The organism is Edaphobacter lichenicola (assembly GCF_014201315.1).
Taxonomy (GTDB): Bacteria; Acidobacteriota; Terriglobia; order Terriglobales; family Acidobacteriaceae; genus Edaphobacter; species Edaphobacter lichenicola_B.
This window is the reverse complement of the sequence record NZ_JACHDY010000002.1, coordinates 302,532-324,180: the sequence shown is the minus strand read 5'-3', so window position 1 is coordinate 324,180 and position 21,649 is coordinate 302,532. Positions and strand designations below refer to the sequence as shown.

The window sequence follows — 21,649 nt, the reverse complement described above, 5'->3', positions numbered from 1 at the left end:
AGCCTTGGTTGGGAAGGCTCTTTTCGCCTCCACTGTTCCATAGATGGCAAATTTCGAGATGGCGAGTTTCGCCTGTGCATGAAGACAGGCGGTAAGAGTTGACAGTAGAAGGAGGGGGAGGATGTTAGCCGTCTCGTGAATTAAGGTTAGCTGTAAGCCTTGATGCTGCACAAGTAACGGACGTTGGCCGACGTAGGAGCGGGCTCGTCGGGAGCGAAGTTTAGGAAAGAAAATTAGGCGGCTGTCGGCTCCGATGAAGTGGCCACGGAGGACGATTTGATTAGGTGAAATGGAGGAGATGGCTGTTCGCGTTGCTGCTCCGCCTCTAGAATCCCGAGGCTGGCAGCAGCTAGTGTCACGATCCCTCAAGCCCTAAGCGGGATTGCTCACCAAAGAGCTCTGCTCGTGAGGAAGGAAGAAGTAGTTTGGTGTTTTGTCGGAGGGAGTCACGATCCGGAAGGTACCGTGTTCGTAGATGTATGCATCGTAGTCGAGCGAGGCGAAGAGCTCGAAGGTGCGAGAGCTGGAGACCTCAACAACCCATACGGGACGGGAACGAGCGATCAGCTCGAGCGCGCCGTTGATGCATGGGATCTCGTGCCCCTCGACATCGCACTTGATGAGCCGCGGGCTGAGAGTTGGAAAGAGGGTGTCGAGTCGCGTTACTTTGACGGGAATGTCTCCCGTCTCTGAGAGGGTGGACTCGTAGATGTTTGCGCCTCCCGAGGCGTACTGCGGCATGCTCATTGCGGCGTGGTCCTGGTCACGGTCCGAGGCGGCAAGGTTGTAGCAGGTGACGTTGGGGAGGTTGAGGGCGCGGACGTTGGAGGTGAGGTAAGAGAAGGTCTCGGGGACGGGTTCAAGGGAATGAATCTGTCCGGTTGGGCCAACGAACTCCGAACAGAAACGGGTGTAGACACCGATGTTGGCGCCAATGTCGAACACGACATCGCCGGCACGCAGGAGCGCTTTGCAACCTAGGAGATCGGGCTCATCGTTGAGGTCGTAATGCTTCAACTGGTCCTGGTAATGACGGGCACGAACAGGCTTGAGGACAGAATCGGGAAGGTACTTCAGTGCGATCTGCTTTAGAGGCATTGCTGCTCCATGGAATGAGTGCCACATTCGGAAGGCCTTATAAAACCGGTTCCGTTGCGAGCAGTATAGCCCGCCGATAAGTATTTTTAGTGCTACTGCTTAAGGAAACAGAAACGATCGTGTGCGTACGCGTGAATGCCCGCGACGCCATTGAAACTGTATGAAGGTGCATTGGGCAGCGGAGAAGCGAAGTCTTGGGAGAGAGGCGCACTGTCGGCAGGAAGGGCGTCATTGCTGAATGCTGGTATCATCTGCGGCGGCGGGGTAAAAAGATCATGCCGAATTTGCCTTGTGAAGAAGGTGCGATGCGCAGTTTGGCCTCAGCACCGGAGAAGACGCGGGGCGGAGTGTGGGTGCTCGCGGCGACGATTCTTGGATCGAGCATGGTGTTCATCGATGGGACGGTGGTGAACGTTGCGCTGCCGGCGTTGCAGAGTGCTCTGAATGCGACTGTGACCGATGTGCAGTGGGTGGTTGAGGCTTATGCGTTATTTTTGGCGGCGCTGCTGCTGGTGGGCGGGTCGCTCGGCGATCTCTATGGGCGGCGGAAGATCTTTTTGATTGGGGTGGTGCTGTTTGCCGGGGCTTCGGCGTGGTGCGGGTTTGCTGACGATGTTCGTGCGCTGATTGTGGCGCGGGGGTTGCAGGGAGTGGGTGGGGCTTTGCTGGTGCCGGGTAGCCTTGCGCTGATCAGTTCGTCATTCTGCGCAGAGGAGAGAGGGAGTGCGATCGGGACGTGGTCGGGGTTTACTGCGATCACTACGGCTGTGGGGCCCGTGCTCGGTGGTTGGTTGATCGAGCATCTCTCTTGGCGTTGGGTGTTCTTTATCAACTTGCCGCTGGCGGGGCTGGTGGTGTTGATCTCTTTGGCACGGGTGCCGGAGAGTCGCGATGAGGGGATGGTGCAGAGGCTGGATGGGTGGGGGGCGGCTCTGGCTACGGTGGGATTGTGCGGGATTACGTTTGGCTTGATTGAGGCTGGGGGCGGTGGGAGGCGGGCGGTGGTTGCTGGAGTGGTTGGCGTGGCGGCTCTTGCGGCGTTCTTTGTGGTGGAATCGCGGTCTGAGGCTCCGATGCTGCCGCTGGGGCTGTTTCGATCGCGGACCTTCAGCGGGGCGAATCTGATGACGTTGTTTTTGTATGGGGCCCTGGGTGGGGCGTTGTTTTTTCTGCCGTTGGATCTGATCCAGGTGCAGCACTACTCGGCTACGCAGGCGGGTGGGGCGTTGCTTCCGCTGATCTTGTTGATCTTTGTGCTGTCGCGCTGGTCGGGTGGGTTGATTGTGAAGTATGGGGCGCGGCTTCCGCTTATCGTTGGGCCGTTGATCTCGGGGCTGGGATTTGGTTTGTTTCGGCGGGGTGGGATGGGTGGTTCTTACTGGTCGACAGTGTTTCCGGCGGTGATTGTGCTTGGGCTGGGGTTGGCGGTGAGCGTGGCTCCGTTGACGACTACGGTAATGAGTTCGATCGATCAGAGCCGGGCTGGTGTGGCTTCTGGGATCAATAATGCGGTGTCGCGCGTGGCGGGGTTGCTGGCGGTTGCGGTGATGGGGCTGGTGTTTTCTTTGACGTTCAACGGGAGGCTGGGACGGGGGCTCGATGAGCTGGGGCTGCCTGCGGCGGAGCGGCAGAGTGTCGAGGCCCAGAGGGCGAAGCTGGCTGCCGCGAAGAGTGACGATGTGCGGGTGCAGCGGCTGATTGGGGAGTCGTTTGTCAGTGCTTATGGGGTGGTGCTGTGGATTGCAGTGGGGCTCTCGGTGGCGAGTGCTTTGAGTGCGGCGTTGCTGATTGAGGGAAGGCCGACGCCCGCGCGGGTTGAGTGACTTTTTTTGATTTATTCGATGGAGCGGATGGCGAGGACGGCGTTGAGGCCTCCGAAGGCGAGGGAGTTGGAGAGGGCTAGTTTTGGCGAGGCTTTGCGGGGGGCGCCGAGGATGATGTCGAGGTCGATGGCCGGGTCGACCTGGGTGATGCCGGTGTTGGCGGGGAGGAGACTCTCCTTGAGGGCGAGGATGGTGGCGAGGGCTTCGAGGGCTCCGCTGGCTCCAATGGAGTGGCCGTGGAGGGATTTGGTGGAGCTGACGGGGATCTTTGATGCGAGGGGGCCGAAGACCTGATGGATGGCGGCGGCTTCGGTGACGTCGTTGACCAGGGTGCCGGTGCCGTGGGCGCTGAGGTAGCCGACCTCATCAGATGAGGCGCTGGCGTCCTTGAGGGCGGCGCGCATGGCGGCGGCTGCGCCGTCGGGGTGGGGCTGGGTGACGTGGCTGGCGTCGGCGGAGCTGCCGGTGCCTACGATCTCGGCGTAGATGGTGGCGTTGCGGGCCCTGGCGGACTCGAGGGTTTCGAGGGTGAACATGGCGGCGCCTTCGCCGAGGGTCATGCCGTCGCGGTCGGCAGAGAAGGGGCGGCAGTAGGTGGGGGAGACGACTCGCATGCTGTCCCACGCGCGGAGGAAGCCGAAGGTGAGGGGGGCTTCGTGGCCGCCGGTGATTGCCGCGTCGATCATGCCGGAGCGGATCATCTGGAAGGCGAGGCCGATGGCGTGGGTGCCGGAGGCGCAGGCGGTGGAGATGTTGAGGGCTGGGCCGGTGATCTTCTGGTCGATGGAGATGTTGCTGGCGCCGGCCGAGGCCATGGTGCGGACGACGGTGAGGGGATGGACGCGGGCGTCGCGGGTGTAGAGCTTGTTGGTCTCGGTCTCTTCGGCCTGGCGGCCCCCGCAGGCGCAGCCGACTACGATGGCGATTCTGTCTGGTGCGTAGTGGCTGGTGAGCTGGGACTCTGCGACGGCCTGCCGGGCGGCTACGACGGCGAAGTGTACGGTGCGGTCGGTGGCGGTGAGGATGCCGGAGTCGAGGTGCTGGCGGGCGTCGAAGTCTTTGACGGCGGCGGTCTGGGTGAAGCGGAGGCCCTGGGTCTTGTCGTCAGCGGCGCGGGCGGGGGCTTCGGGGTAGGGGGGGAAGGGGGCGATGCCGGTGGTGCCGGCGAAGAGGGAGGTGCGGAAGTCCGCGACGGTATTGCCGATGGGGGTGATGCATCCGAGGCCGGTGACTACGACACGATTCACTTCTTCTCCCTGATGGTGCTTTTGGTGATTGTAGATTCTGCCGGGGGCTGACCCCTCCCCCCTCCCCCTGGGGGTATTTTGCGGCTAAAATACTTGTTTTGAATGGTTTGCATGGAGTGTGGGTCTGCAAAGTATTGTATTGAAAGGGGTTGCTTGCAAAATATTCCATCCAAATGGGTTACGGGATCCTGTCGGTGTGCTGTCCATGATCTGCCTATCAGTTGTCAAAGAAAAGCCCCTGTTGATCTCAGGGGCTTTCTTGTTCTGTTTCCATTATATCTGTCTGGAGCAAACTCATACGCCACGCTTTTACGCTGGATTGACGCGGGGTTTGGGGGTTTCGGGGGTTGACAGGGTTTGGGGGAGGAGACCGTGCCGGGGAAGATTACGGAACTTTGAGGTCCGTCCCGGCATTGCTCTCAAATCTCCAGGTCAGGACAGGACCTCTTTCGGTCGATAGAAGGACTAAAACTATCTCTACAAGCTACCCTTTTCGGGACACCGCGATTGCCAGACGCACGCGCTAACTAGTCTGTCCCTCGGGTATCTCGTCTGGGTAATAGAACGCGTGTATCGCCTTAATCTGTCCGTCTACGATGTGAATTCGGTCGCAGACGTGATCCACTCCGTTCACTGTCTCCATGTCGAAGACGGTCGCGACGTAATCTCCTTCGACGATGTGCTGCTTTAACTGAATACCCTTAACCATAGGGAGAATATGCGTGAGAAATCCAAATACAGTTGGCCGCCCCGTCAACTTTGGCATGCGCGGGCCTTCAAATGTTACGTCTTCGGCAAAGGACACCTTCGACAAATCCTTTGTTACAAAGCAATCCAAATAAGCTTCAACTGCAGCGACTTTCTGTTCTCTTGACATGAATTCTCCCCGTTCGCACATGATCTCAGACGCGATAACCTAGAGCCAAATAAGCCGGGTCTTCGGACAAGTGACCGTATGGAAGCGTTTCGCCAAATGAACCCTGAGAGGAAGCCAGCAGGAGTTGCTTAGGAAAGGAGCTTTCCCATAGTTGATCGATGCCATTGAGCGCGTTGTGCGGCAGCTGGAAGAGGATCGGTCGCTGCTTGAGCCGGATCGGCTTCGCGAACGGTTGGAGGCGCTGGACCGACTTGATGCTTATCTTGCTTTTCGTCCGGATGTCCCGGATGTCCCTCAATCGGTACTCGGGGTTGAGTCGAAGGATGCGGAACTTTATCTTCGCGCGAAGGCGGTTTGCGCCAGGCTGGAGGCTGCGAATGGAGAGCTGTACGAAGCCATTCGAGGTGATATTCGGCTTGGGCGCGGGCATGATGCTTTGCTTCGGTGGGTTCAGTCGCCTCCGGAGAGGGACGCAGGGGGCGGGGCGGCCAATAGCGTGGATGCCGACGTGGGCTATGACTACCTGGATGAGCTGGTCAGTGGCGTGTTGCAGTTCGAAGAGCCTGACGCGGGAGAGGTTGCGAGGGAGCCTGAGATGGTGTTTTATCAGCCGACTCCAGCGCGCCATATCTTTGACCTGATTGGCGGGGATCTGATTGGCGGGGCTGGGCTGACTGCGGAGGACGTCGTTGTCGATCTTGGCTCGGGGCTGGGCCATGTTCCCTTGCTGGTTTCGATCTGCACTGGCGCCAACAGCGTAGGGATTGAGTTGGAGGCGGCCTATGTGGAACGTGCGCGGCAGTGTGCGCAGCGGCTGAATGTGAATAAGGCTACGTTCCTTTGTGGGGATGCGCGAGTGGCGGATCTTTCGCGCGGCACAGTCTTCTATCTTTACACTCCTTTTGTGGGGGCCATCCTGCGCGATGTGCTCGAACGTCTGAGGCGGGAGGCTGCTACTCGCCGGATCCGTGTCTGCACCTATGGTCCTTGTACGTCTGTGGTTGCGGAAGAGCCGTGGCTTGAGGCTGCCGCAGTGCCAGAGATGGATCGGATCGTGCTTTTCCGCTCTCGCGATTAGGTCCTGCCGGACGGGCGCCCTGCGCGGGCGGCGGTCACTTCGTGACTTGTATACCCCTTCGGCTGGTCCTCCCTTTGGTCGGGGGAGAGATTGATTTCGACCAACGGGAGAACCGTCGACCTTTTTTCTCTAGAGTCGCGGCTCAGAGATATTTTCTGGGATGTTTTCTGAGAAGTAGTCGCAGATGAGGAGGGTGAGGTCGTCGTTTTGGGACTTGGACGACCAACTTTCCAGCGAGGAGAGGATGCTGGCGGCGGCGGCTTCGGCGCTGAGGCCGGCGGCCTCTTTGAGCAGAGTGTGGAGGCGGCTTGATCCGAACTCTTCTCCCTGGGCGTTGGTGGCTTCGAGGATGCCGTCGGTGTAGAGGAGGAGGCGGTCGCTGGACTGGAGTGCGTATTCGGCGGTTGTGTAAGTTGCGAAGGTGAACGCTGCGAGCATGAGGCCGTTTTCGGTGAGTTCGATCACGCTTCCTCCACGCAGTAACAACATGGGCGGGTGCGCGGCGGCAGAGTAGCGGAGGGTGGAGGATGCGGCGTCGAGATAGACGTAGGCGGCGGTGACGAACTGCTCCTGCGTGTTGCCGCAGAGGACGGAGTTCATTCCGGCGAGGAGGAGGGCGGGCTCGGCGGCGTTGGAGCGCTGGGACGTGGCGGCGAGTTTGACCATGGCGGCGATGAGGGCGGCGGGAACGCCGTGGCCGGAGACGTCGGCGATGAGGAGGCCGGCCTGGGTTTGATCGGCGATGAGGAAGTCGTAGAAGTCGCCGGCGACGGCGGTCATGGGGACGTAGCGGGCGGCGACGTGGAAGTGGGCGGACTGGGGATAGGCCGGGGGGAGAATCGAGGTCTGGATTCGCCGGGCGATGTCGAGTTCTTTTTGCAGGTCGCTGAACTGCTGATCGCGATGGAGGCTGCGCTTTGCGGCTACGTAGCCGAGGATTACGAGGAAGATGGTGAAGCCTATCGGCTCGATGAACGGACTGTATCCGAGGGCTTGGCCGATGTTGTCGAAGAGCGCGAAGGCGACGAAGACGAAGATGCCGCGGCGGGCGATGATGAAGTCCCGGTCTGTCTGCTTGCGCGTCATGGATTGGAGGATGAGTGCGAACAGACTAGCGATGACTACGATGTTGTTCGTCATCTGAAAGGCGTCCCTCTGGCCGACGAACATGGTTGCGACGGCTAGAGCCAGGAACACGGTGGTGAGAGCGAGGACGATCTTGCGGCCAGAGCGGCCGAGGAAGCCTGCTGTCAGGAAGTAGAAGAATCCGGGGATGGGCACGAGGTAGTTGCCGATGGCGCGGAGGTCGTTGAAGAAGTGCGAGGGCGGGATGATGAGGGTGAGCAGTCCCAGCCGGAGCCAGAGTCTTTGGCCGTAGAAGATGGCGAAGAGGGCGAGCCAGAAGAGCATGGCGTCGAACTTGCGACTGAGAAAGGCGAATGCGATCGAGACTAGTCCGAGGGCAGTGATGGCGGCGCCCAGGAAGAGATAGAGCTCGTCGTGATGAAAGGTCCGCAGAACCTGACTGGCTGTCAGTTGAGGGTCGCCTACGTACATACGAGCGAATGATACACGGGCGCGCGGGGGAGACTACGACGCTTTGTTTGCGGTGTTGAGTTTTGGCAGGGAGATCAGGGGGTGGTGATGTGGGCGGGGGCGGTGGTGAGCTTGGCGACGCCTTCGACCATGTCGCCTACGGTGCGGAGGGTGCTGAGGGCTTCGTCGGGGATCTCGATGTTGAAGGCCTCTTCGACCTCGAAGGAGATGTTGATCTTGTCGAGGGAGTCGATGTTGAGCTCGTCGAAGGTGTTGGCGAGGGAGATGGAGTCCGCGGGGATGCTCTTGGATTTTGCGATGATGTCAATGCAGCGTGTAGCGATATCGGTCATGGAACTCCAGCGTCCTCGGGGATAGGCTCAACTTACAGGGAGGCGAGTGCCGCTGTAAAGGTCACAGGGGCCGCCGCCCTGGTCTAGTTTAGCTTGTCAGCAGGTGTAATCCGGTTGCCAGTAGTTCGTCAATACCTGGGAAGATGCAGGCGCGGTGGTCGATGTGGACCTCGAGGAGACGCTGGAAGAGGATGGGGTAGCGTTCGAAGGTGTTGAGGACTCGGGCGCGGAGGCGAGGGGAGCGATCCATCTGAAGCAGGCTGCGGGACATGAGGCTGGGAGCGAGTTGAATGCGGCTATGGGCGTGCTGGTAGGAGGGGAGGTCGTCGGCGTTGAGGGCGCGGGCGAGCGCTGAGGCCTGACGGAAGCAGAGGGCGAGGCCTTCGCCGGTGACGGCATCGACGGAGCCTGAGGAGTCGCCGAGGAGTGCGATGTTGTTTGCTGTGACTCGGCGGAGGGAGCGGCCGAGGGTGATGGAGCCGCGCGGCGCGCTGCTGGGAGTGGCTGCTGCGAGGTGGCGTTGGAGGGTGGGGAAGTGGGTGAGGGCCAGATCGGGGCTGGGGATTTTTTTATTGGAGATGAAGGCGACGCAGACCTCGTTGGAGGAGGTTGGGGTGACGTAGGCCTGACCGTGGTTGCTCCAATAGACCTCGACGAAGTTGGTCCAGGGGGCGATGGCGTAGTGCTGCCGGAGGCCGATGCGGCGGGAGTGAACGGTGGCGGCGGTGAGGCCGGCCCAGGCGGCGATGCGGGAGTGATGGCCGTCGGCGCCGATGAGGTAGCGGGTGCGGATGATTTGACGGTTGGTGTGGACGTGGTGGCCGGTGGGGGCGGGCTCGATGCTTTGGACGGAGTTGTCCCAGTGGCAACGGACGCCGAGCGAGAGGGCGCGGTCGAGTAGAAGCTGGTGAAGGACGGTGCGGCGGATGCCTCGGCCGGGGTTTTCGGGAAAGATGGCTTCGGCGGTGGTGGGGTTGCGCTCGGGGTGGTCGTTGAGGAAGCGGATGCCGCTGAGGAGATAGTTCTCGGTGTTGTGCAGATCGCGATTGAGGTTGAAGCCGAGGTTGGCGAGGGCGTGGAGGGCATCGGGCATGAGGCCTTCGCCGCAGGCCTTGTCGATGGGCGGCTGCCTGGAGTCGATGACTTCGACGTGGAGGCCGTTGGTTGCGGAGGCGATGGCGGCAGCGAGGCCGGCTGGGCCTGCGCCAACGATGAGAACCTCCGCTGCGGATCGACCGTTGCGGAGGTTCATCGGGGACTGCTTTCGGCTTTGTTTTATGCTGCAGAGACGGCTGCTACCACTGCAGGAGAACGAGCTCGGAACAGAAGGCTGGACCCATGGCAGCGAGGATGCTGTAGGTGCCGGGCTTGCCGGGGGCGTTGACGAGTACGTCTTCGAGTACGGCAAGGACCGAGGCTGCGGAGAGGTTGCCGACCTCGCGGAGGCTGCGCCACGAAGGCTCGAGGGCGTTATCTGGAAGGTTGAGGGTGGTTTCCATGGCTTCAAGAACTTTGGGGCCGCCGGAGTGGAAGATGTAGCTCGAAATGTCATCGAGGGTTAGACCGTTGTCGGTGAGAAAAGACTCAACGTTGCCTCGAAGATGTTCGTTGACGACCTTGGGGACGTCGGGGGAGAGGACGATTTTGAAGCCCATGTCGCCGATGTCCCAGCCCATGATGTGTTCGGTGTGTCGATAGAAGGTCGAGCGGGTATCGAGGATCTTTGGGCCGGAGATGCAGGTGGCGCAGGTGCGCTTGGCGAGGGCGGTCTCAGAGCCTGCGATGATGACGGCGGCGGCGCCGTCGCCGAAGAGGCCGCAGGAGATGAGGTTGGCGATGGACTGGTCGTTGTCCTGCCAGGTGAGGGAGCAGAGCTCGACGGAGAGGAGCAGAGCGTACTGGTTGGGGAAGGCGCGGACGTAGTCGGAGGCGCGAGAGATGCCTGCGGCGCCAGCGACGCAGCCGAGGCCGAAGATGGGCGTGCGCTTGATGCTGGTGGGGAAGGGCATGCGGTTGATGAGGCGGGCGTCAATGGTGGGGCTGGCGATGCCGGTGACCGAGGCGAAGAAGATGGCGGAGATGTCGGCGGGGGTGAGGCCTACGCGGGCCAGCGCAGTGTCGATGGCTTTTTCGCCGAGCTCGACGGCGGCGACGATCCAGGCGTCGTTGGTGGGGCCGAAGCCGGAGAGGTTCTCATAGACGTCGAGGGGGAAGACGAGGTTGCGGAAGTCGACACCACAGTTGACGAAGAGCCGGTTGATGAGCCGGGGTTCTTCCATGCGGTCCTGCCAGCGCGCGGTAAGTGCTTCTGAGATTTGTGCCTGGGAGTAGCGGTGAGGTGGATAGGCCGTGCCGACAGATGCAATGCGCATGCTTATGAGAACCCTTTTAGTGACGAAAATTGAAGTGCTGTTGTTGACGGTGCGTGATGGTCGATAGTTGCACGCCTGCGAGGGTGTCTGGAGGCGTGAGTTGGAGCGATGGTTTAAAGGTACACGCTGAGAGAGGTTCAGTGTTGAATTTCGACGTGCGGCTAGTGAAGGCGGGCGATCTGGCGCTGGTAGAGGGTGTTTTTTGGGAACTCCTGGGAGAGGCCGATCAGGATCTGTTTGCCGGATTGGGTGCGGCCATCGCGAAGCTCCCCGACGGCGAGCATGAGGCGGGCGAAGGGGGCGAGATAGTGACCGCGTTCGGCGGTAAGTTTGAGGAGGCGAACGCCTTCCGCCTTGTTGGTGCCTGCTCCGGCCATGCCGAGGAACCAGCGGATGGGCGCGGCCTTAAGGCTGAGCATGTAGTTTTCGATGCCTACGGCGAGGTTGGCGTCGTAGAGGGTGGGGTTGGCGGCGAGGGCCTGCTTGGCGTACTTGCTGGCGAGCTCGCTGTATTTGAAGGCACCGTACTCGTGGCGGTCGATGAGGGAGGCCCAATCGGCCTGCATGCCTGAGGTGACGGCCTTGCAGTAGAGCGCGTTCGAGTCGCCGGGGTTGTGCTGGAGGGCGGCATCGGCGAGGCGGTTGGACTGGTCGATGCGGCTGTTGAAGCCCTGCTTCATCGCCGGGTCGACGGGGGGGCGGGTGCGGGACTGGAAGCGGTTGTCGTCGGCGAAGAGCTCGATATCGAGGACGCCGAGGGTGTTGAACTCGTTGAAGAGGTAGGCGGCCGCGTCGGAGGCCGAGCCGAGGCAATCGTCGGGATGCGCGCTCATCCATTGGCCGAAGTGCCCGTGGGCGACGTTGAAGTCGAGGTTGTAGAGGGCGTAGTAGCCGTCGTTGAGCGGGGTGCCGGTGAGGGGTGCGCTGAAGGCGAGGACGGGGGCTGCAAAAAAAAACAGCAGGAGGGATCCGGAGAGCGCGAGGCGCCGGGTGATTCTGGCCGAGGGTGGGGCGGTCCGGGCTGCCGGAGACGAAAGACGCATTCTTTTCTTTTACCTCATTGGCTTGAAAGTGCGCTTTGGTTTTAAAGCTTTGCGAGAGGAATTGTGTCTGATGGGAGGACTTTGCGCGGCTCTTTTTTCTGAGATGCGAGTTGGAAGCGCAGTCGCCTGGAGGAACTGGAGCAAGGCAATCTCTTTCGTTTAGAGGCTTGGGGAAGAAGACCGTTTGGTGATATCTGACGTGTGCGCAATCCTTAGCGGTCGGGTGGCAAACATTGTCACATTTGCGGCGGGAATGTGCATTCTTTTGCACTTGGTTTTCACATTTGGCTGCTAACTATCTCATTCAAAATGGTTTTTGTTTGGGGGGCAAGCTGCTCTAAGAGTGACATGATCGCCTTTCAGACCCCGCCACTAATTCGGCTGGCCAAATTGAGGGCAGTGACGGGCGCGCATGTACGAGATCGTGGCAAGCCATGGTTCAGGATCGAACCGCTTTAAGCGGAATTTCAGGAGGCCCTTTCATGAAGCTGTTTTCGAAACTCTCTGCCTTGGGAGTGGTGTTCGTGGTTGCAACCACGTTCGCCTCTGCCGACACTCTTCAAATTGGAAGCTATGGATCGGATGGCGGTAACTTTGGCAACGACAATACGGTTTTGGCAAACTCCAACTATCCGGGCTTCGCGTATAGCGACGGGTTCGGGTTTGGTCAGCTGCCGGGCTCCGGTACGGTGGATCTTGCCTCCGATGGGTCGGTGTGGAACACCGCACTGCCGAATTCGAGCTGGGTCTCCTGGGCCCAGACGGGACCACAGTCGAGTCCGTTTGTCGCGACGCCAAATGCCAACTACTTCTTCACCAGCACGTTCACCCTTGACACCAAGAATCCTAGCGGCGCGAGCGGCTACCTGAATATCTACGCGGACGATACGGTTGCGGTATTTCTGAATGGGAACCTGGAGATCACGCCGACGGGAGACTCGTATCCGCATTGCTCGAACGGTATACCAACCTGTATCGGCGATCCTACGCGGGTGTCGCTCAACTCGAACGATTTTGTCAGCGGAGTCAATACGTTGACGTTTCAAGTTCTCCAGGCTAATGGTGCGGACTACGGCGTCGATTTTTCCGGTGAGGTCTCACCGGTTCCGGAGCCGAGTTCGCTGCTGCTTCTGGGAACGGGCCTGATTGGTTCTGCGGGTGCATTGTTGCGTCGGATGCGCGCGTAGTTTGAGTGGATCTCATCGGAGGTTGCGGAGCAGCCCCTGGTGAGAGGAGAGAACGTCATGGTGAGGGGCCGCCTGGTTTGCCGGCGGCCTCTTCGTGTTCGTTCGTTTTTCAAGTCAGGCCTTGAGCAAGTCAGGCTTTGAGAGCTGTGACTTCCTTTTTCTGCTTCTCTTCGAGGTACCAGGCGACGGTCTTCTTGAGGCCTTCGTGGAAGTGGGCTTTGGGTAGATAGCCCAGCTCGGTGCTGGCGCGGGTGATGTCGGCCAGGGAGTGCTGGATGTCGCCTGCTCTTGGGGGGCCGTAGATCGGCTGGGCGGTGAAGCCGAGCTGGCCAGCGATGGTGGCGTAGACCTCGTTGAGGGTGTGGCTCTTGCCGGTGCCGATGTTGAAGACGCGGCCGGTGGCTACTTCGCTGGGCGCGAGGCAGGCGAGGAGGTTGGCGCTGACGGCGTTGTCGACGTAGTTGAAGTCGCGGCTGGTGAGGCCGTCGCCGAAGATGGTAGGGGCGGTGCCCTCCATCATCTTGAAGGTGAACTGGGCGATGACGCCGGAGTAGGGCGAGTCGGCGGCCTGGCGGGGGCCGAAGATGTTGAAGTAGCGCAGGCAGACGCCTTCGAGGCCGTAGGCTCGGTAGAAGGACTGGAGGTAGTACTCGCAGGTGAGCTTCTGGACGGCGTAGGGCGAGAGCGGGCGGGGGAGCATGTCTTCCTGCTTGGGCTGGGTGGGCTGGTCGCCGTAGGCCGAGGAGGAGGCCGCGTAGACGATGCGGCGAACCTTGGCGTCACGCGCTGCGATGAGCAGGTTCAGCGTGCCGTTGATGTTGGATTCGTGCGAGGTAAGGGGATCTTTGACCGAGCGCGGGACCGAGGCGAGGGCACCCTGATGGAGGATGTAGTCGATGCCGTCGCAGGCGGACTTCATGCCGGTGGCATCCTGGAGGTCCATCTCATGAAAGTCGATGGCGTGGCGGATGTCGGCGAGGTTGTCGAGGTTGCCGGTGGAGAGGTTGTCGATGCCGCGTACGTCGTGTCCCTGCTCGACGAGAGTGTGGGCCAGGGATGAGCCGATGAAGCCTGCGATTCCGGTGATGAGATAACGGGCCATCATTCCTCCACCCAGACGTACCGTGCTGGGGCGTTGCAAAGATGTTTAGTGACGTGATGCCTCCCTTATTATCAGGGTTTGCAGGACGAAAGCTAGTGCCGCTGGCAGAGGGCAGCGTGATTTAAGTTTGAGGAGCGGGAAGATGCAGGTCAATGCGACTTTCGTGCGACCCGGACGACCGAAGAGGGCTGATCGATCGCCGGCAGGATGAAGTAAAAATAATTGGACGGCTTAGGGCTTTCTGGGGGATACAGCCCGCATGGTTTCATGCGGTTTGCGTGCGAAGTGTGAAGCGTGGTTGAGAAGGCGAATAATTTACTGGAACTCCGATGTTTTGATCGAGTTTCAAAATGATGAAGTGCGGAAGGTGGATGCGATAATCGAGACTATGTTGACACAAAGCCAAGTTGTTTTGCCGAAGATTGCGCAGGAGCGCATGACGCGTCTGGAGAACCGTACCGCGAAGATCGGAGTGATCGGGCTCGGGTATGTCGGGTTGCCGCTGTCTCTGCTGCTGTCGGAGGCGGGTTTCAAGGTGACAGGATTTGATATTGACACTAAAAAGGTTACAGATCTCGAGGCGGGCCGGTCTTATATCTTTCGGATTCCTGCTGAGGAGATTCAGAGCGCGCGGGCGCATGGATTCAAGGCTACGGCGGACTTTGCCGGGCTCTCCGATATGGACGCCATCATTATGTGCGTGCCGACGCCGCTGACCGAACATCGCGAGCCGGACCTGAGCTACGTGGAGAATACGGCGAAGGCTGCCGCTCCGTGGCTGCAGGAGGGCCAACTGGTGGTGCTCGAGAGCACGACGTATCCGGGGACTACGGAGGATCTGATGATCCCGATCCTCGAGGCGGAGAACCGCAATGGACTGAAGGTGCAGAGTAAGGGTGCCGTGGCCGAGCAGGGTGTGTTCTATGTGGCGTTCTCGCCGGAACGTGAAGATCCGGGCAACACGACAGTGGCGCGGCGTGATATTCCGAAGGTCGTGGGCGGCCATGAAGAGATTGCCACAGAGCTGGCGGCGGTGATGTACGAGGGTATCTTTACGCGCTCGGTGAGGGTGTCTTCGACGCGCGCAGCAGAGATGACGAAGCTGCTCGAGAACATCTATCGCTGCGTGAATATTGCTCTGGTCAACGAGTTGAAGGTGCTGGCGCTGAAGATGGGGATGGATATCTGGGAGGTGATCGACGCTGCGGCGACGAAGCCGTTCGGGTTTCATCCGTTCTATCCGGGGCCGGGGCTGGGTGGACATTGCATTCCGATCGATCCGTTTTATCTGAGCTGGAAGGCGAAGGAGTACGACTTCAACACGCGCTTCATCGAGCTGGCTGGCGAGGTGAATGAGGCGATGCCTGCGCATGTGGTGCAGTACGTCGCGAAGGGGCTGAACCAGAATAAAAAAGCTGTGAACGGGGCGCGCATCCTGATGCTGGGGATGGCTTACAAGAAGGACATTGATGACCTGCGTGAGTCGCCGTCGCTGACCGTGATCGAATTGCTGCGGGAGCAGGGGGCTGAGGTGCAGTACAACGATCCTTACTTCCCGACCGTGGGCAGAGGCCGGCACTACAACCTGAATATGACCTGTACGCCGCTCGATGACCTGGGACAGTACGACTGCGTTCTGATCATGACGGACCATACGGACTACGACTACAAGGACATTGTGAACAAGTCGAAGCTGGTGGTGGACTCGCGGAATGCGACGAAGGGGATCAAGTCGGACAAGATCGTTCGTTGCTAGGGTGAAGGCGTCGCTTTCTGGTTGCGTGCGGCTTTTCTTTCGGACATCGCCCATGACCTGGTTAAGGGGCGCAAGAAAGACCGGCCGCGTGGAGTGACGCGGCCGGCTGGGTTTGCAGGTTGTTGTTTTGTTTATGGTTCCATGGCGCCGATGGCTGGCGGGTTGGCTCTGGTCTTTCCGTTGAAGTCGGTGGTGACTCCGGAGACTGCGATACCGGAGTTGATGGCTGGACTCGAGGAACTAATGTTGGGATTGATGGCGTTGATGTTGGACTCACCTGTCAGATCGGGATCGCCGCAGGTGTAGATCTTCTCCTGCTGACTTAGATAACTATCCGGGCAGCCTGTGGCTATCGTGTTCCACAGGTTGTGATCGATCGCGGATCCAGAGTTGGCGAAGACATTTCCGCTGCCAAGGTAGATGCCGGAGGCAAGCGTGTTGCTATTGCCGGGATCGGCATAACCTTTGCTGATGTTATTTCTGAAGATAAACGTCGCGCCGTTGGCCGCGCAGTTAGGAGCCAGCGCCGCACACTCGATGTCGTACATGGTGTTGCCGTAGCCGACCGAGGTGTTGTTCTCGAGCGTGATTGCGGTGCCGTTGTTCAACTGGAAGGCCCATTGATCGCCTGCGGCGCGGCAGGTGTCGGCGCTGTCCAGAGCCCAGCCGGAGGGATTGAGCGGGAAAGCCGAGGCGTTGCTCAGAATCCGGCAGTTGCTGATGGAGACGTTGTTGATGGCGGTGGAAGCGGCCCCGGCTCCGAGCTTGAAGGTTTGACCGCCGTTGCCCTCCGACCAGGAGTCGGAGATATGGATCGCCGGGGAGGTCTTCACGTCGTCACTCAAGTGAAGTGAGTCGAATCCGTCCTGCGTATTCCAGCGGAAGTGGCTGTGATCCACGTTCATGGTCATGTTGCCGGCGGCAATCTGGACGAAGCCGTCGCCGTAGCCTCCCGACTCCTGCCCGTAGCAGTAGTTGAAGGCGTTCTGCGTATCGGGCTTGGTCATGTCGTAAGGCTTGACGGCGACGCAGCCATTCCAGTCGATCGTCGCATAGGAGATATTCATGGTTCCCACGGTCTCGCAGGAGGTGTTGCATCCTCCGCCGTCGCCATTCCATCCAGCTTGTCCGTTGCCGATCACATAGACATCGGTGGCGGAGAAGACATCGCTGCTGGATTTGTTGAGCTTGCTTCCGAGGATACCGCTGCCTGCGGTGCCGACGATTGCGAGATCCTGCAGGGTGAGGTTGGAGGGACCCTGTTGGGTCAGGTAGTTGAGAAGGAGTCCGCCGTAGCGCACGTAGTTTTTGGAGTCAGTGCACTGGCCTGCGCCAGCGACCATGGTGCAGGTGTCGGGCTGGGTGATCTCGATGCAGGAGATGTCCACGTAGTCGGTGCCGCGGGTATCGAGGACCACGAAGGCGGCATCGATACCGCTCAGGATGGTCGGATTGACCAGGTGAGTGTGACCGGAGTCGTGGCAGTTGCCGGCGTTCTGGCCCAGAATCCGGGTGTGCTGGCCGGCCGTGCCCGAGGGAGGAGCAGGAAGGATGCAGCTGGAACCTTCGCTGTTACCTGAATTCGGCGCAGGGCAGATTCCGCTGAGCTGCGCGTGCCAGTCCGTTCCCACGCCGCTATTCTGTTCTCCCATGTAGTAGGTGTCGGACGTGCCGCTGGTGTTCACAAATTGGATCGTGTCGCCGCCCGCAAACTTGGCCCAGCTGCCGGAGGAGTTCATCATCTGGTAGGGGTGATTGAAGGCACAGGCTTGACCCGTGCCCGATCCGGGGTACGCCGCGTTGGTCTTGCCCGTGCACTGGGTGTTGCTGCCACCATCCGGGCGGATGTACCACGTGGTACCCGGACCAGGGGGTGGCTGTGCTGCACTGAGTGTGATCGAGACGGTGACTGACTTACTCTGGACGGGACTGCCGTTGTCGCTTACGGTTGCGGTGAAGCTGGTGGTGCCGGTTACCGAGGGTGTACCGGAGATCACGCCGGTGGTAGCCGCGAGAGTCAATCCGCTGGGCAGGCTGCCACTGATCGACCACGTGTAGGCGGGTGTTCCTCCGCTTGCCTGTAGAGTGCCGGAATAGGTTGTTCCATCGGTGCCTGAGGGAAGGGTTGAGGAAGTGATTGTCAGCGGAGGAACCGCAACGAGCAGTGAGATTGTGGCCGACGCAGTCTTTGTCGGGCTTTCACTATCTGTAACCGTTGTGGTTAAGCTGAAGGTTCCTGTGGCGGTGGGGGTTCCGGCGATGACGCCGTTGCTGCCGAGGCTGAGACCTGCAGGCAGGCCGGTGACGGACCAGGTGTAGGGAGCAGTTCCGCCGGTGGCGCTGAGTGTGGTGCTGTAGGGCTGGTTGGAGGTGGCTCCTGCAAATGCTGTGGAGGTGATGGAGAGCGGCGCGATGGGTGCCGTGACCGCGAGTGGGATGGTGGCGGAGGCGGTCTTGGCTGGGCTCTGGCTATCGGTGACGGTGACGCTGATGGAGAAGTTGCCAGTGGCGGTGGGGGTTCCGGCGATGACGCCGTTGCTGCCGAGGCTGAGACCTGCGGGCAGGCCGGTGACGGACCAGGTGTAGGGAGCGGTTCCGCCGGTAGCGCTGAGTGTGGTGCTATAGGGCTGGGTGGAGGTGGCTCCTGCAAATGCGGTGGAGGTGATGGAGAGCGGCGCGATGGCTGCGGTGACCGCGAGTGGGATGGTGGCGGAGGCGGTCTTGGCTGGGCTCTGGCTATCGGTGACGGTGACGGTGATGGAGAAGGTTCCTGTGGCGGTGGGGGTTCCGGCGATGACGCCGTTGCTGCCGAGGGTGAGACCTGCAGGCAGGCCGGTGACGGACCAGGTGTAGGGAGCAGTTCCGCCGGTGGCGCTGAGTGTGGTGCTGTAGGGCTGGTTGGAGGTTGCTCCTGCAAATGCGGTTGAGGTGATGGAGAGCGGCGCGATGGGTGCGGTGACCGAGAGTGGGATGGTGGCGGAGGCGGTCTTGGCTGGGCTCTGGCTATCGGTGACGGTGACGCTGATGGAGAAGTTGCCAGTGGCGGTGGGGGTTCCGGCGATGACGCCGTTGCTGCTGAGGCTGAGACCTGCGGGCAGGCCGGTGACGGACCAGGTGTAGGGAGCGGTTCCGCCGGTAGCGCTGAGTGTGGTGCTATAGGGCTGGGTGGAGGTGGCTCCTGCAAATGCGGTGGAGGTGATGGAGAGCGGCGCGATGGCTGCGGTGACCGCGAGTGGGATGGTGGCGGAGGCGGTCTTGGCTGGGCTCTGGCTATCGGTGACGGTGACGGTGATGGAGAAGGTTCCTGTGGCGGTGGGGGTTCCGGCGATGACGCCGTTGCTGCCGAGGGTGAGACCTGCGGGCAGGCCGGTGACGGACCAGGTGTAGGGAGCAGTTCCGCCGGTGGCGCTGAGTGTGGCGGTGTAGGGCTGGTTGGAGGTTGCTCCTGCAAATGCGGTGGAGGTGATGGAGAGAGGCGCGATGGGTGCCGTGACCGAGAGAGTGAGGGTGGCCTTTGCGGTGAGGGCTGGTGATCCGGCGTCGGTGGCGGTGATGGCTATGGGGAAGCTGCCGGTGGCGGTGGGAGTTCCGGCGATGACGCCGTTGCTGCCGAGGGTGAGACCTGCGGGCAGGCCGGTGACGGACCATGTGTAGGGAGTGGTTCCGCCGGTGGCGCTGAGAGTGGCGGCGTAGGGCTGGTTGGAGGTGGCTCCTGCAAATGCGGTGGAGGTAATGGAGAGAGGTGCGATGGGTGTCGTGACCGAGAGAGTGAGGGTGGCCTTTGCGGTGAGGGCTGGGGAGCCAGCGTCTGTGACGGTGAAGGTGATGGGGAAGCTGCCGGTCGCGGTGGGGGTTCCGGAGATGATTCCGTTGCCGGCGAGAGAAAGTCCGGCAGGGAGCCCAGCGGCGGACCAGGTGTAGGGAGCTGTTCCTCCGGAGGCGTTGAGGGATGCGGTGTAGGGTTGGTTGGAGGTGGCGCCCGCAAACGCAGTAGAGGTAATCGTAAGGGGCTGGATGGCTGTAGCGATGGAGAGGGTCAGGGTTGCCTTCGTGGTCAGGGTTGGGGAGCCGGCGTCGGTGACGGTGAAGGTGATGGGGAAGCTGCCGGTTGCGGTCGGGGTTCCTGCAATGATTCCGTTGCTGGCGAGAGAGAGTCCGGCAGGGAGCCCTGCGGCGGACCAGATGTAGGGAGCGGTCCCTCCGGAGGCGTTGAGGGATGCGGTGTAGGGTTGGTTGGAGGTTGCACTCGCGATTGCAGTAGAGGTAATCGTGAGGGGCTGGATTGGCGCAGTGACCGAAAGACCAAACGTAGCTTTTGCGGTCACGGCGGGTGCACTGGCGTCGGTGACGGTGAAGGTGATGGGGAAGCTGCCGGTTGCGGTCGGGGTTCCTGCAATGATTCCGTTGCTGGAGAGTGAGAGCCCAGCAGGGAGCCCGGCGGCGGACCAGGAGTAGGGAGCTGTTCCTCCGGAAGCGTTGAGTGAGACGCTGTAGGGTTGGTTGGCCGTCGCGCCCGCAAAGGCGGTAGAGGTAATCGTAAGGGGTTGAATGGCCGCGGTGACGGAGATACTAAGCGTAGTCTTGGCGGTCAGAGCGGGGGAACCGGCGTCGGTGACGGTGAAGGTGATGGGGAAGCTGCCGGTCGTGGTCGGGGTTCCGGAGAGGATGCCGTTGCTTCGAAGGCTGAGTCCGGCAGGGAGAGCACTGGCGGACCAGGTGTAGGGGGCTGTGCCTCCGGAGGCGTCGAGCGAGGCGCTGTACGGTTTGTTGGAGGTGGCTGGGGCAACGGAAGTGGAGGTAATGGTGAGGGGTTGGATGTCGGCGGTGACAGAGATACTAAGCGTTGCTTTCGCGGTTTGGGTGGGGGAACCGGCGTCGGTGACCGTGAAGGTGACAGGGAAGCTGCCGGTCAGGGTTGGGGTTCCGGAGAGGATGCCGTTGCTTTGAAGGCTGAGTCCGGCAGGGAGAGCGCTGGCAGACCAAGCGTAGGGAGCTGTTCCCCCGGAGGCGTTGAGCGAGGCGCTATATGGTTGGTCGGAGGTGGCGCCTGCCAGGGTAGCGGAGGTGACGTTAAGGGGCTGGATTGTGGCGGCGACTGACAAACTGAACGAAGTCTTGGCGCTGAGAGAGGGTGAACCTGCGTCGGTGACCGTGACAGTGATGGAGAAGGCGCCGGTCGTTGTCGGGGTTCCGGAGATGATTCCGTTGCTGGTGAGAGTGAGTCCAGCAGGGAGCGCGCCGGCGGACCAAGTGTAGGGAGCTGTGCCTCCAGAGGCGTCGAGCGAGGCGCTATAAGGTTTGCTGGAGGTGGCTGGCGCAAGGGAAGTTGAGGTAATGATAAGGGGCTGGATTGTCGCGCTGACCGATAGAGTGAACGCAGCTTTTGTGGTCAGGGTTGGTGAACCGGCGTCGGCGACCGTGACTACGATTGGAAAGTTGCCGGAAGCTGTTGGCGTTCCGGAGATGATGCCGTTGTTCGTAAGAGTGAGTCCAACGGGTAGTGCACTGGCGGACCAGGTGTAGGGCGCTGTCCCTCCACTTACCTGCAACGACGCTGAATAGGGAGAGTTGGTCTGGCCGGCAGGCAGGCTGACGACGGTGATTGTTAGAGGCTGCGGAGCGACCACAAGTGTTGCGGCGACTGAGGTGGTCAATGCTGGACTGCTTGAGTCTGCAACTGTAAAGGTTACAGTAGTGCTTCCGCTCGAAGTTGGATCTCCGGAGAGAGTGCCGTTGCTTCCGAGGCTAAGTCCAGCGGGTAACGTGCTCGAGGACCAGGCGTAGGGCGCGGTACCTCCACTTGCCTGGAGTGAACCTGAATACATCGAACCAACTACGCCGGCTGGAAGCGAAGGGGTGATTTGCAGAGGCGTGGGACTAACTGGGGGTGTGGTTGGAGGCGGAGGCGTTGTGACCGGAGGGGGAGGCGTGGAGACGGGGGGCGCTGCAGGTATATTCAAACCGAATTGCACTGCTGCCGTTTGCGCTGGGGAACTGGAGTCAGTCACTGTGATTGTGAATGAAAAATTCCTGCTCGAAGTGGGTGCGCCGGAGATAACTCCCGTCGAGGACAGGCTAAGTCCAGAAGGCAACTGCCCAGCTGTAACACTCCAGATATATGCGGGAGTTCCGCCGTTTGCGGTCAACGCCACACTATAAAGAGCGCCGAGGGCTGGC

At 60.8% G+C, this 21,649-nt stretch carries 14 protein-coding genes; 4 read left to right on the top strand and 10 right to left on the bottom strand.

The features are described 5' to 3' along the window. Positions 1-372: 372 nt before the first annotated feature. Complete coding sequence (locus tag HDF09_RS07700) at positions 373-1,098, bottom strand: FkbM family methyltransferase (RefSeq protein ID WP_183764238.1); 726 nt, start codon at positions 1,096-1,098, stop codon at positions 373-375. Between the two features lie 305 nt (positions 1,099-1,403). On the opposite strand from HDF09_RS07700, the gene HDF09_RS07695 reads away from it, so the two are divergent. Further along, the gene (locus tag HDF09_RS07695) at positions 1,404-2,921 is read left to right on the top strand and encodes an MFS transporter (protein WP_221270069.1); all 1,518 of its coding nucleotides are present in this window, start codon (positions 1,404-1,406) and stop codon (positions 2,919-2,921) included. An 11-nt stretch (positions 2,922-2,932) separates the two neighbouring features. On the opposite strand, the gene HDF09_RS21090 is transcribed toward HDF09_RS07695, so the two are convergent. After that, a complete protein-coding gene (locus tag HDF09_RS21090) occupies positions 2,933-4,168 on the bottom strand; it encodes a beta-ketoacyl-[acyl-carrier-protein] synthase family protein (RefSeq protein ID WP_183764232.1) in 1,236 nt (411 codons plus the stop codon). A gap of 523 nt (positions 4,169-4,691) precedes the next feature. Beyond that, a complete protein-coding gene (locus tag HDF09_RS07685; protein WP_183764229.1) occupies positions 4,692-5,045 on the bottom strand; it encodes a nuclear transport factor 2 family protein in 354 nt (117 codons plus the stop codon). A gap of 151 nt (positions 5,046-5,196) precedes the next feature. On the opposite strand from HDF09_RS07685, the gene HDF09_RS07680 reads away from it, so the two are divergent. Beyond that, positions 5,197-6,123: a class I SAM-dependent RNA methyltransferase gene (locus tag HDF09_RS07680; protein ID WP_183764226.1), complete on the top strand. Its 927-nt coding sequence runs from the start codon at positions 5,197-5,199 to the stop codon at positions 6,121-6,123. A 129-nt stretch (positions 6,124-6,252) separates the two neighbouring features. Here the strand turns inward: HDF09_RS07680 and HDF09_RS07675 are convergent, their stop codons facing one another. From HDF09_RS07675 to HDF09_RS07655, 5 genes are all read right to left on the bottom strand, one after another. Then, entirely contained in the window at positions 6,253-7,680 is a 1,428-nt protein-coding gene (locus tag HDF09_RS07675; RefSeq protein ID WP_183764223.1) for a PP2C family protein-serine/threonine phosphatase, read from the bottom strand. A 74-nt stretch (positions 7,681-7,754) separates the two neighbouring features. Then, positions 7,755-8,012, bottom strand: coding sequence for an acyl carrier protein (locus HDF09_RS07670; RefSeq protein ID WP_183764220.1), 258 nt, complete (start codon positions 8,010-8,012; stop codon positions 7,755-7,757). Between the two features lie 88 nt (positions 8,013-8,100). Beyond that, positions 8,101-9,264: an NAD(P)/FAD-dependent oxidoreductase gene (locus HDF09_RS07665; RefSeq protein ID WP_183764218.1), complete on the bottom strand. Its 1,164-nt coding sequence runs from the start codon at positions 9,262-9,264 to the stop codon at positions 8,101-8,103. Between the two features lie 43 nt (positions 9,265-9,307). Continuing rightward, positions 9,308-10,384 (bottom strand): type III polyketide synthase, encoded by a 1,077-nt coding sequence (locus HDF09_RS07660; RefSeq protein WP_183764215.1) that lies wholly within the window; start codon positions 10,382-10,384, stop codon positions 9,308-9,310. 161 nt (positions 10,385-10,545) lie between these two features. Beyond that, positions 10,546-11,427, bottom strand: a complete 882-nt coding sequence (locus tag HDF09_RS07655; protein WP_183764211.1) for a hypothetical protein — start codon at positions 11,425-11,427, stop codon at positions 10,546-10,548. 482 nt (positions 11,428-11,909) lie between these two features. On the opposite strand from HDF09_RS07655, the gene HDF09_RS07650 reads away from it, so the two are divergent. Beyond that, positions 11,910-12,614: a PEP-CTERM sorting domain-containing protein gene (locus HDF09_RS07650; RefSeq protein ID WP_221270068.1), complete on the top strand. Its 705-nt coding sequence runs from the start codon at positions 11,910-11,912 to the stop codon at positions 12,612-12,614. 130 nt (positions 12,615-12,744) lie between these two features. On the opposite strand, the gene HDF09_RS07645 is transcribed toward HDF09_RS07650, so the two are convergent. Then, on the bottom strand, positions 12,745-13,716 hold the full coding sequence (locus HDF09_RS07645) for an SDR family oxidoreductase (RefSeq protein ID WP_183766110.1): 972 nt from the start codon (positions 13,714-13,716) through the stop codon (positions 12,745-12,747). A 388-nt stretch (positions 13,717-14,104) separates the two neighbouring features. Here HDF09_RS07645 and HDF09_RS07640 point away from each other — a divergent pair, with 388 nt between their 5' ends. Beyond that, positions 14,105-15,472: a nucleotide sugar dehydrogenase gene (locus HDF09_RS07640; protein ID WP_260181013.1), complete on the top strand. Its 1,368-nt coding sequence runs from the start codon at positions 14,105-14,107 to the stop codon at positions 15,470-15,472. Between the two features lie 131 nt (positions 15,473-15,603). Here the strand turns inward: HDF09_RS07640 and HDF09_RS20685 are convergent, their stop codons facing one another. Continuing rightward, positions 15,604-21,624: a beta strand repeat-containing protein gene (locus tag HDF09_RS20685; RefSeq protein WP_406704535.1), complete on the bottom strand. Its 6,021-nt coding sequence runs from the start codon at positions 21,622-21,624 to the stop codon at positions 15,604-15,606. Positions 21,625-21,649 lie beyond the last annotated feature (25 nt).

Coding starts and splice junctions, on each gene's coding strand:
- HDF09_RS07695 (WP_221270069.1), top strand. CDS start 1,404: ATGCGCAGTTTGGCCTCAGCACCGGAGAAGACGCGGGGCGGAGTGTGG.
- HDF09_RS07685 (WP_183764229.1), bottom strand. CDS start 5,045: ATGTCAAGAGAACAGAAAGTCGCTGCAGTTGAAGCTTATTTGGATTGC.
- HDF09_RS07640 (WP_260181013.1), top strand. CDS start 14,105: ATGTTGACACAAAGCCAAGTTGTTTTGCCGAAGATTGCGCAGGAGCGC.
- HDF09_RS07665 (WP_183764218.1), bottom strand. CDS start 9,264: ATGAACCTCCGCAACGGTCGATCCGCAGCGGAGGTTCTCATCGTTGGC.
- HDF09_RS07650 (WP_221270068.1), top strand. CDS start 11,910: ATGAAGCTGTTTTCGAAACTCTCTGCCTTGGGAGTGGTGTTCGTGGTT.
- HDF09_RS07700 (WP_183764238.1), bottom strand. CDS start 1,098: ATGCCTCTAAAGCAGATCGCACTGAAGTACCTTCCCGATTCTGTCCTC.
- HDF09_RS07670 (WP_183764220.1), bottom strand. CDS start 8,012: ATGACCGATATCGCTACACGCTGCATTGACATCATCGCAAAATCCAAG.
- HDF09_RS07655 (WP_183764211.1), bottom strand. CDS start 11,427: ATGCGTCTTTCGTCTCCGGCAGCCCGGACCGCCCCACCCTCGGCCAGA.
- HDF09_RS07660 (WP_183764215.1), bottom strand. CDS start 10,384: ATGCGCATTGCATCTGTCGGCACGGCCTATCCACCTCACCGCTACTCC.
- HDF09_RS07675 (WP_183764223.1), bottom strand. CDS start 7,680: ATGTACGTAGGCGACCCTCAACTGACAGCCAGTCAGGTTCTGCGGACC.
- HDF09_RS07645 (WP_183766110.1), bottom strand. CDS start 13,716: ATGGCCCGTTATCTCATCACCGGAATCGCAGGCTTCATCGGCTCATCC.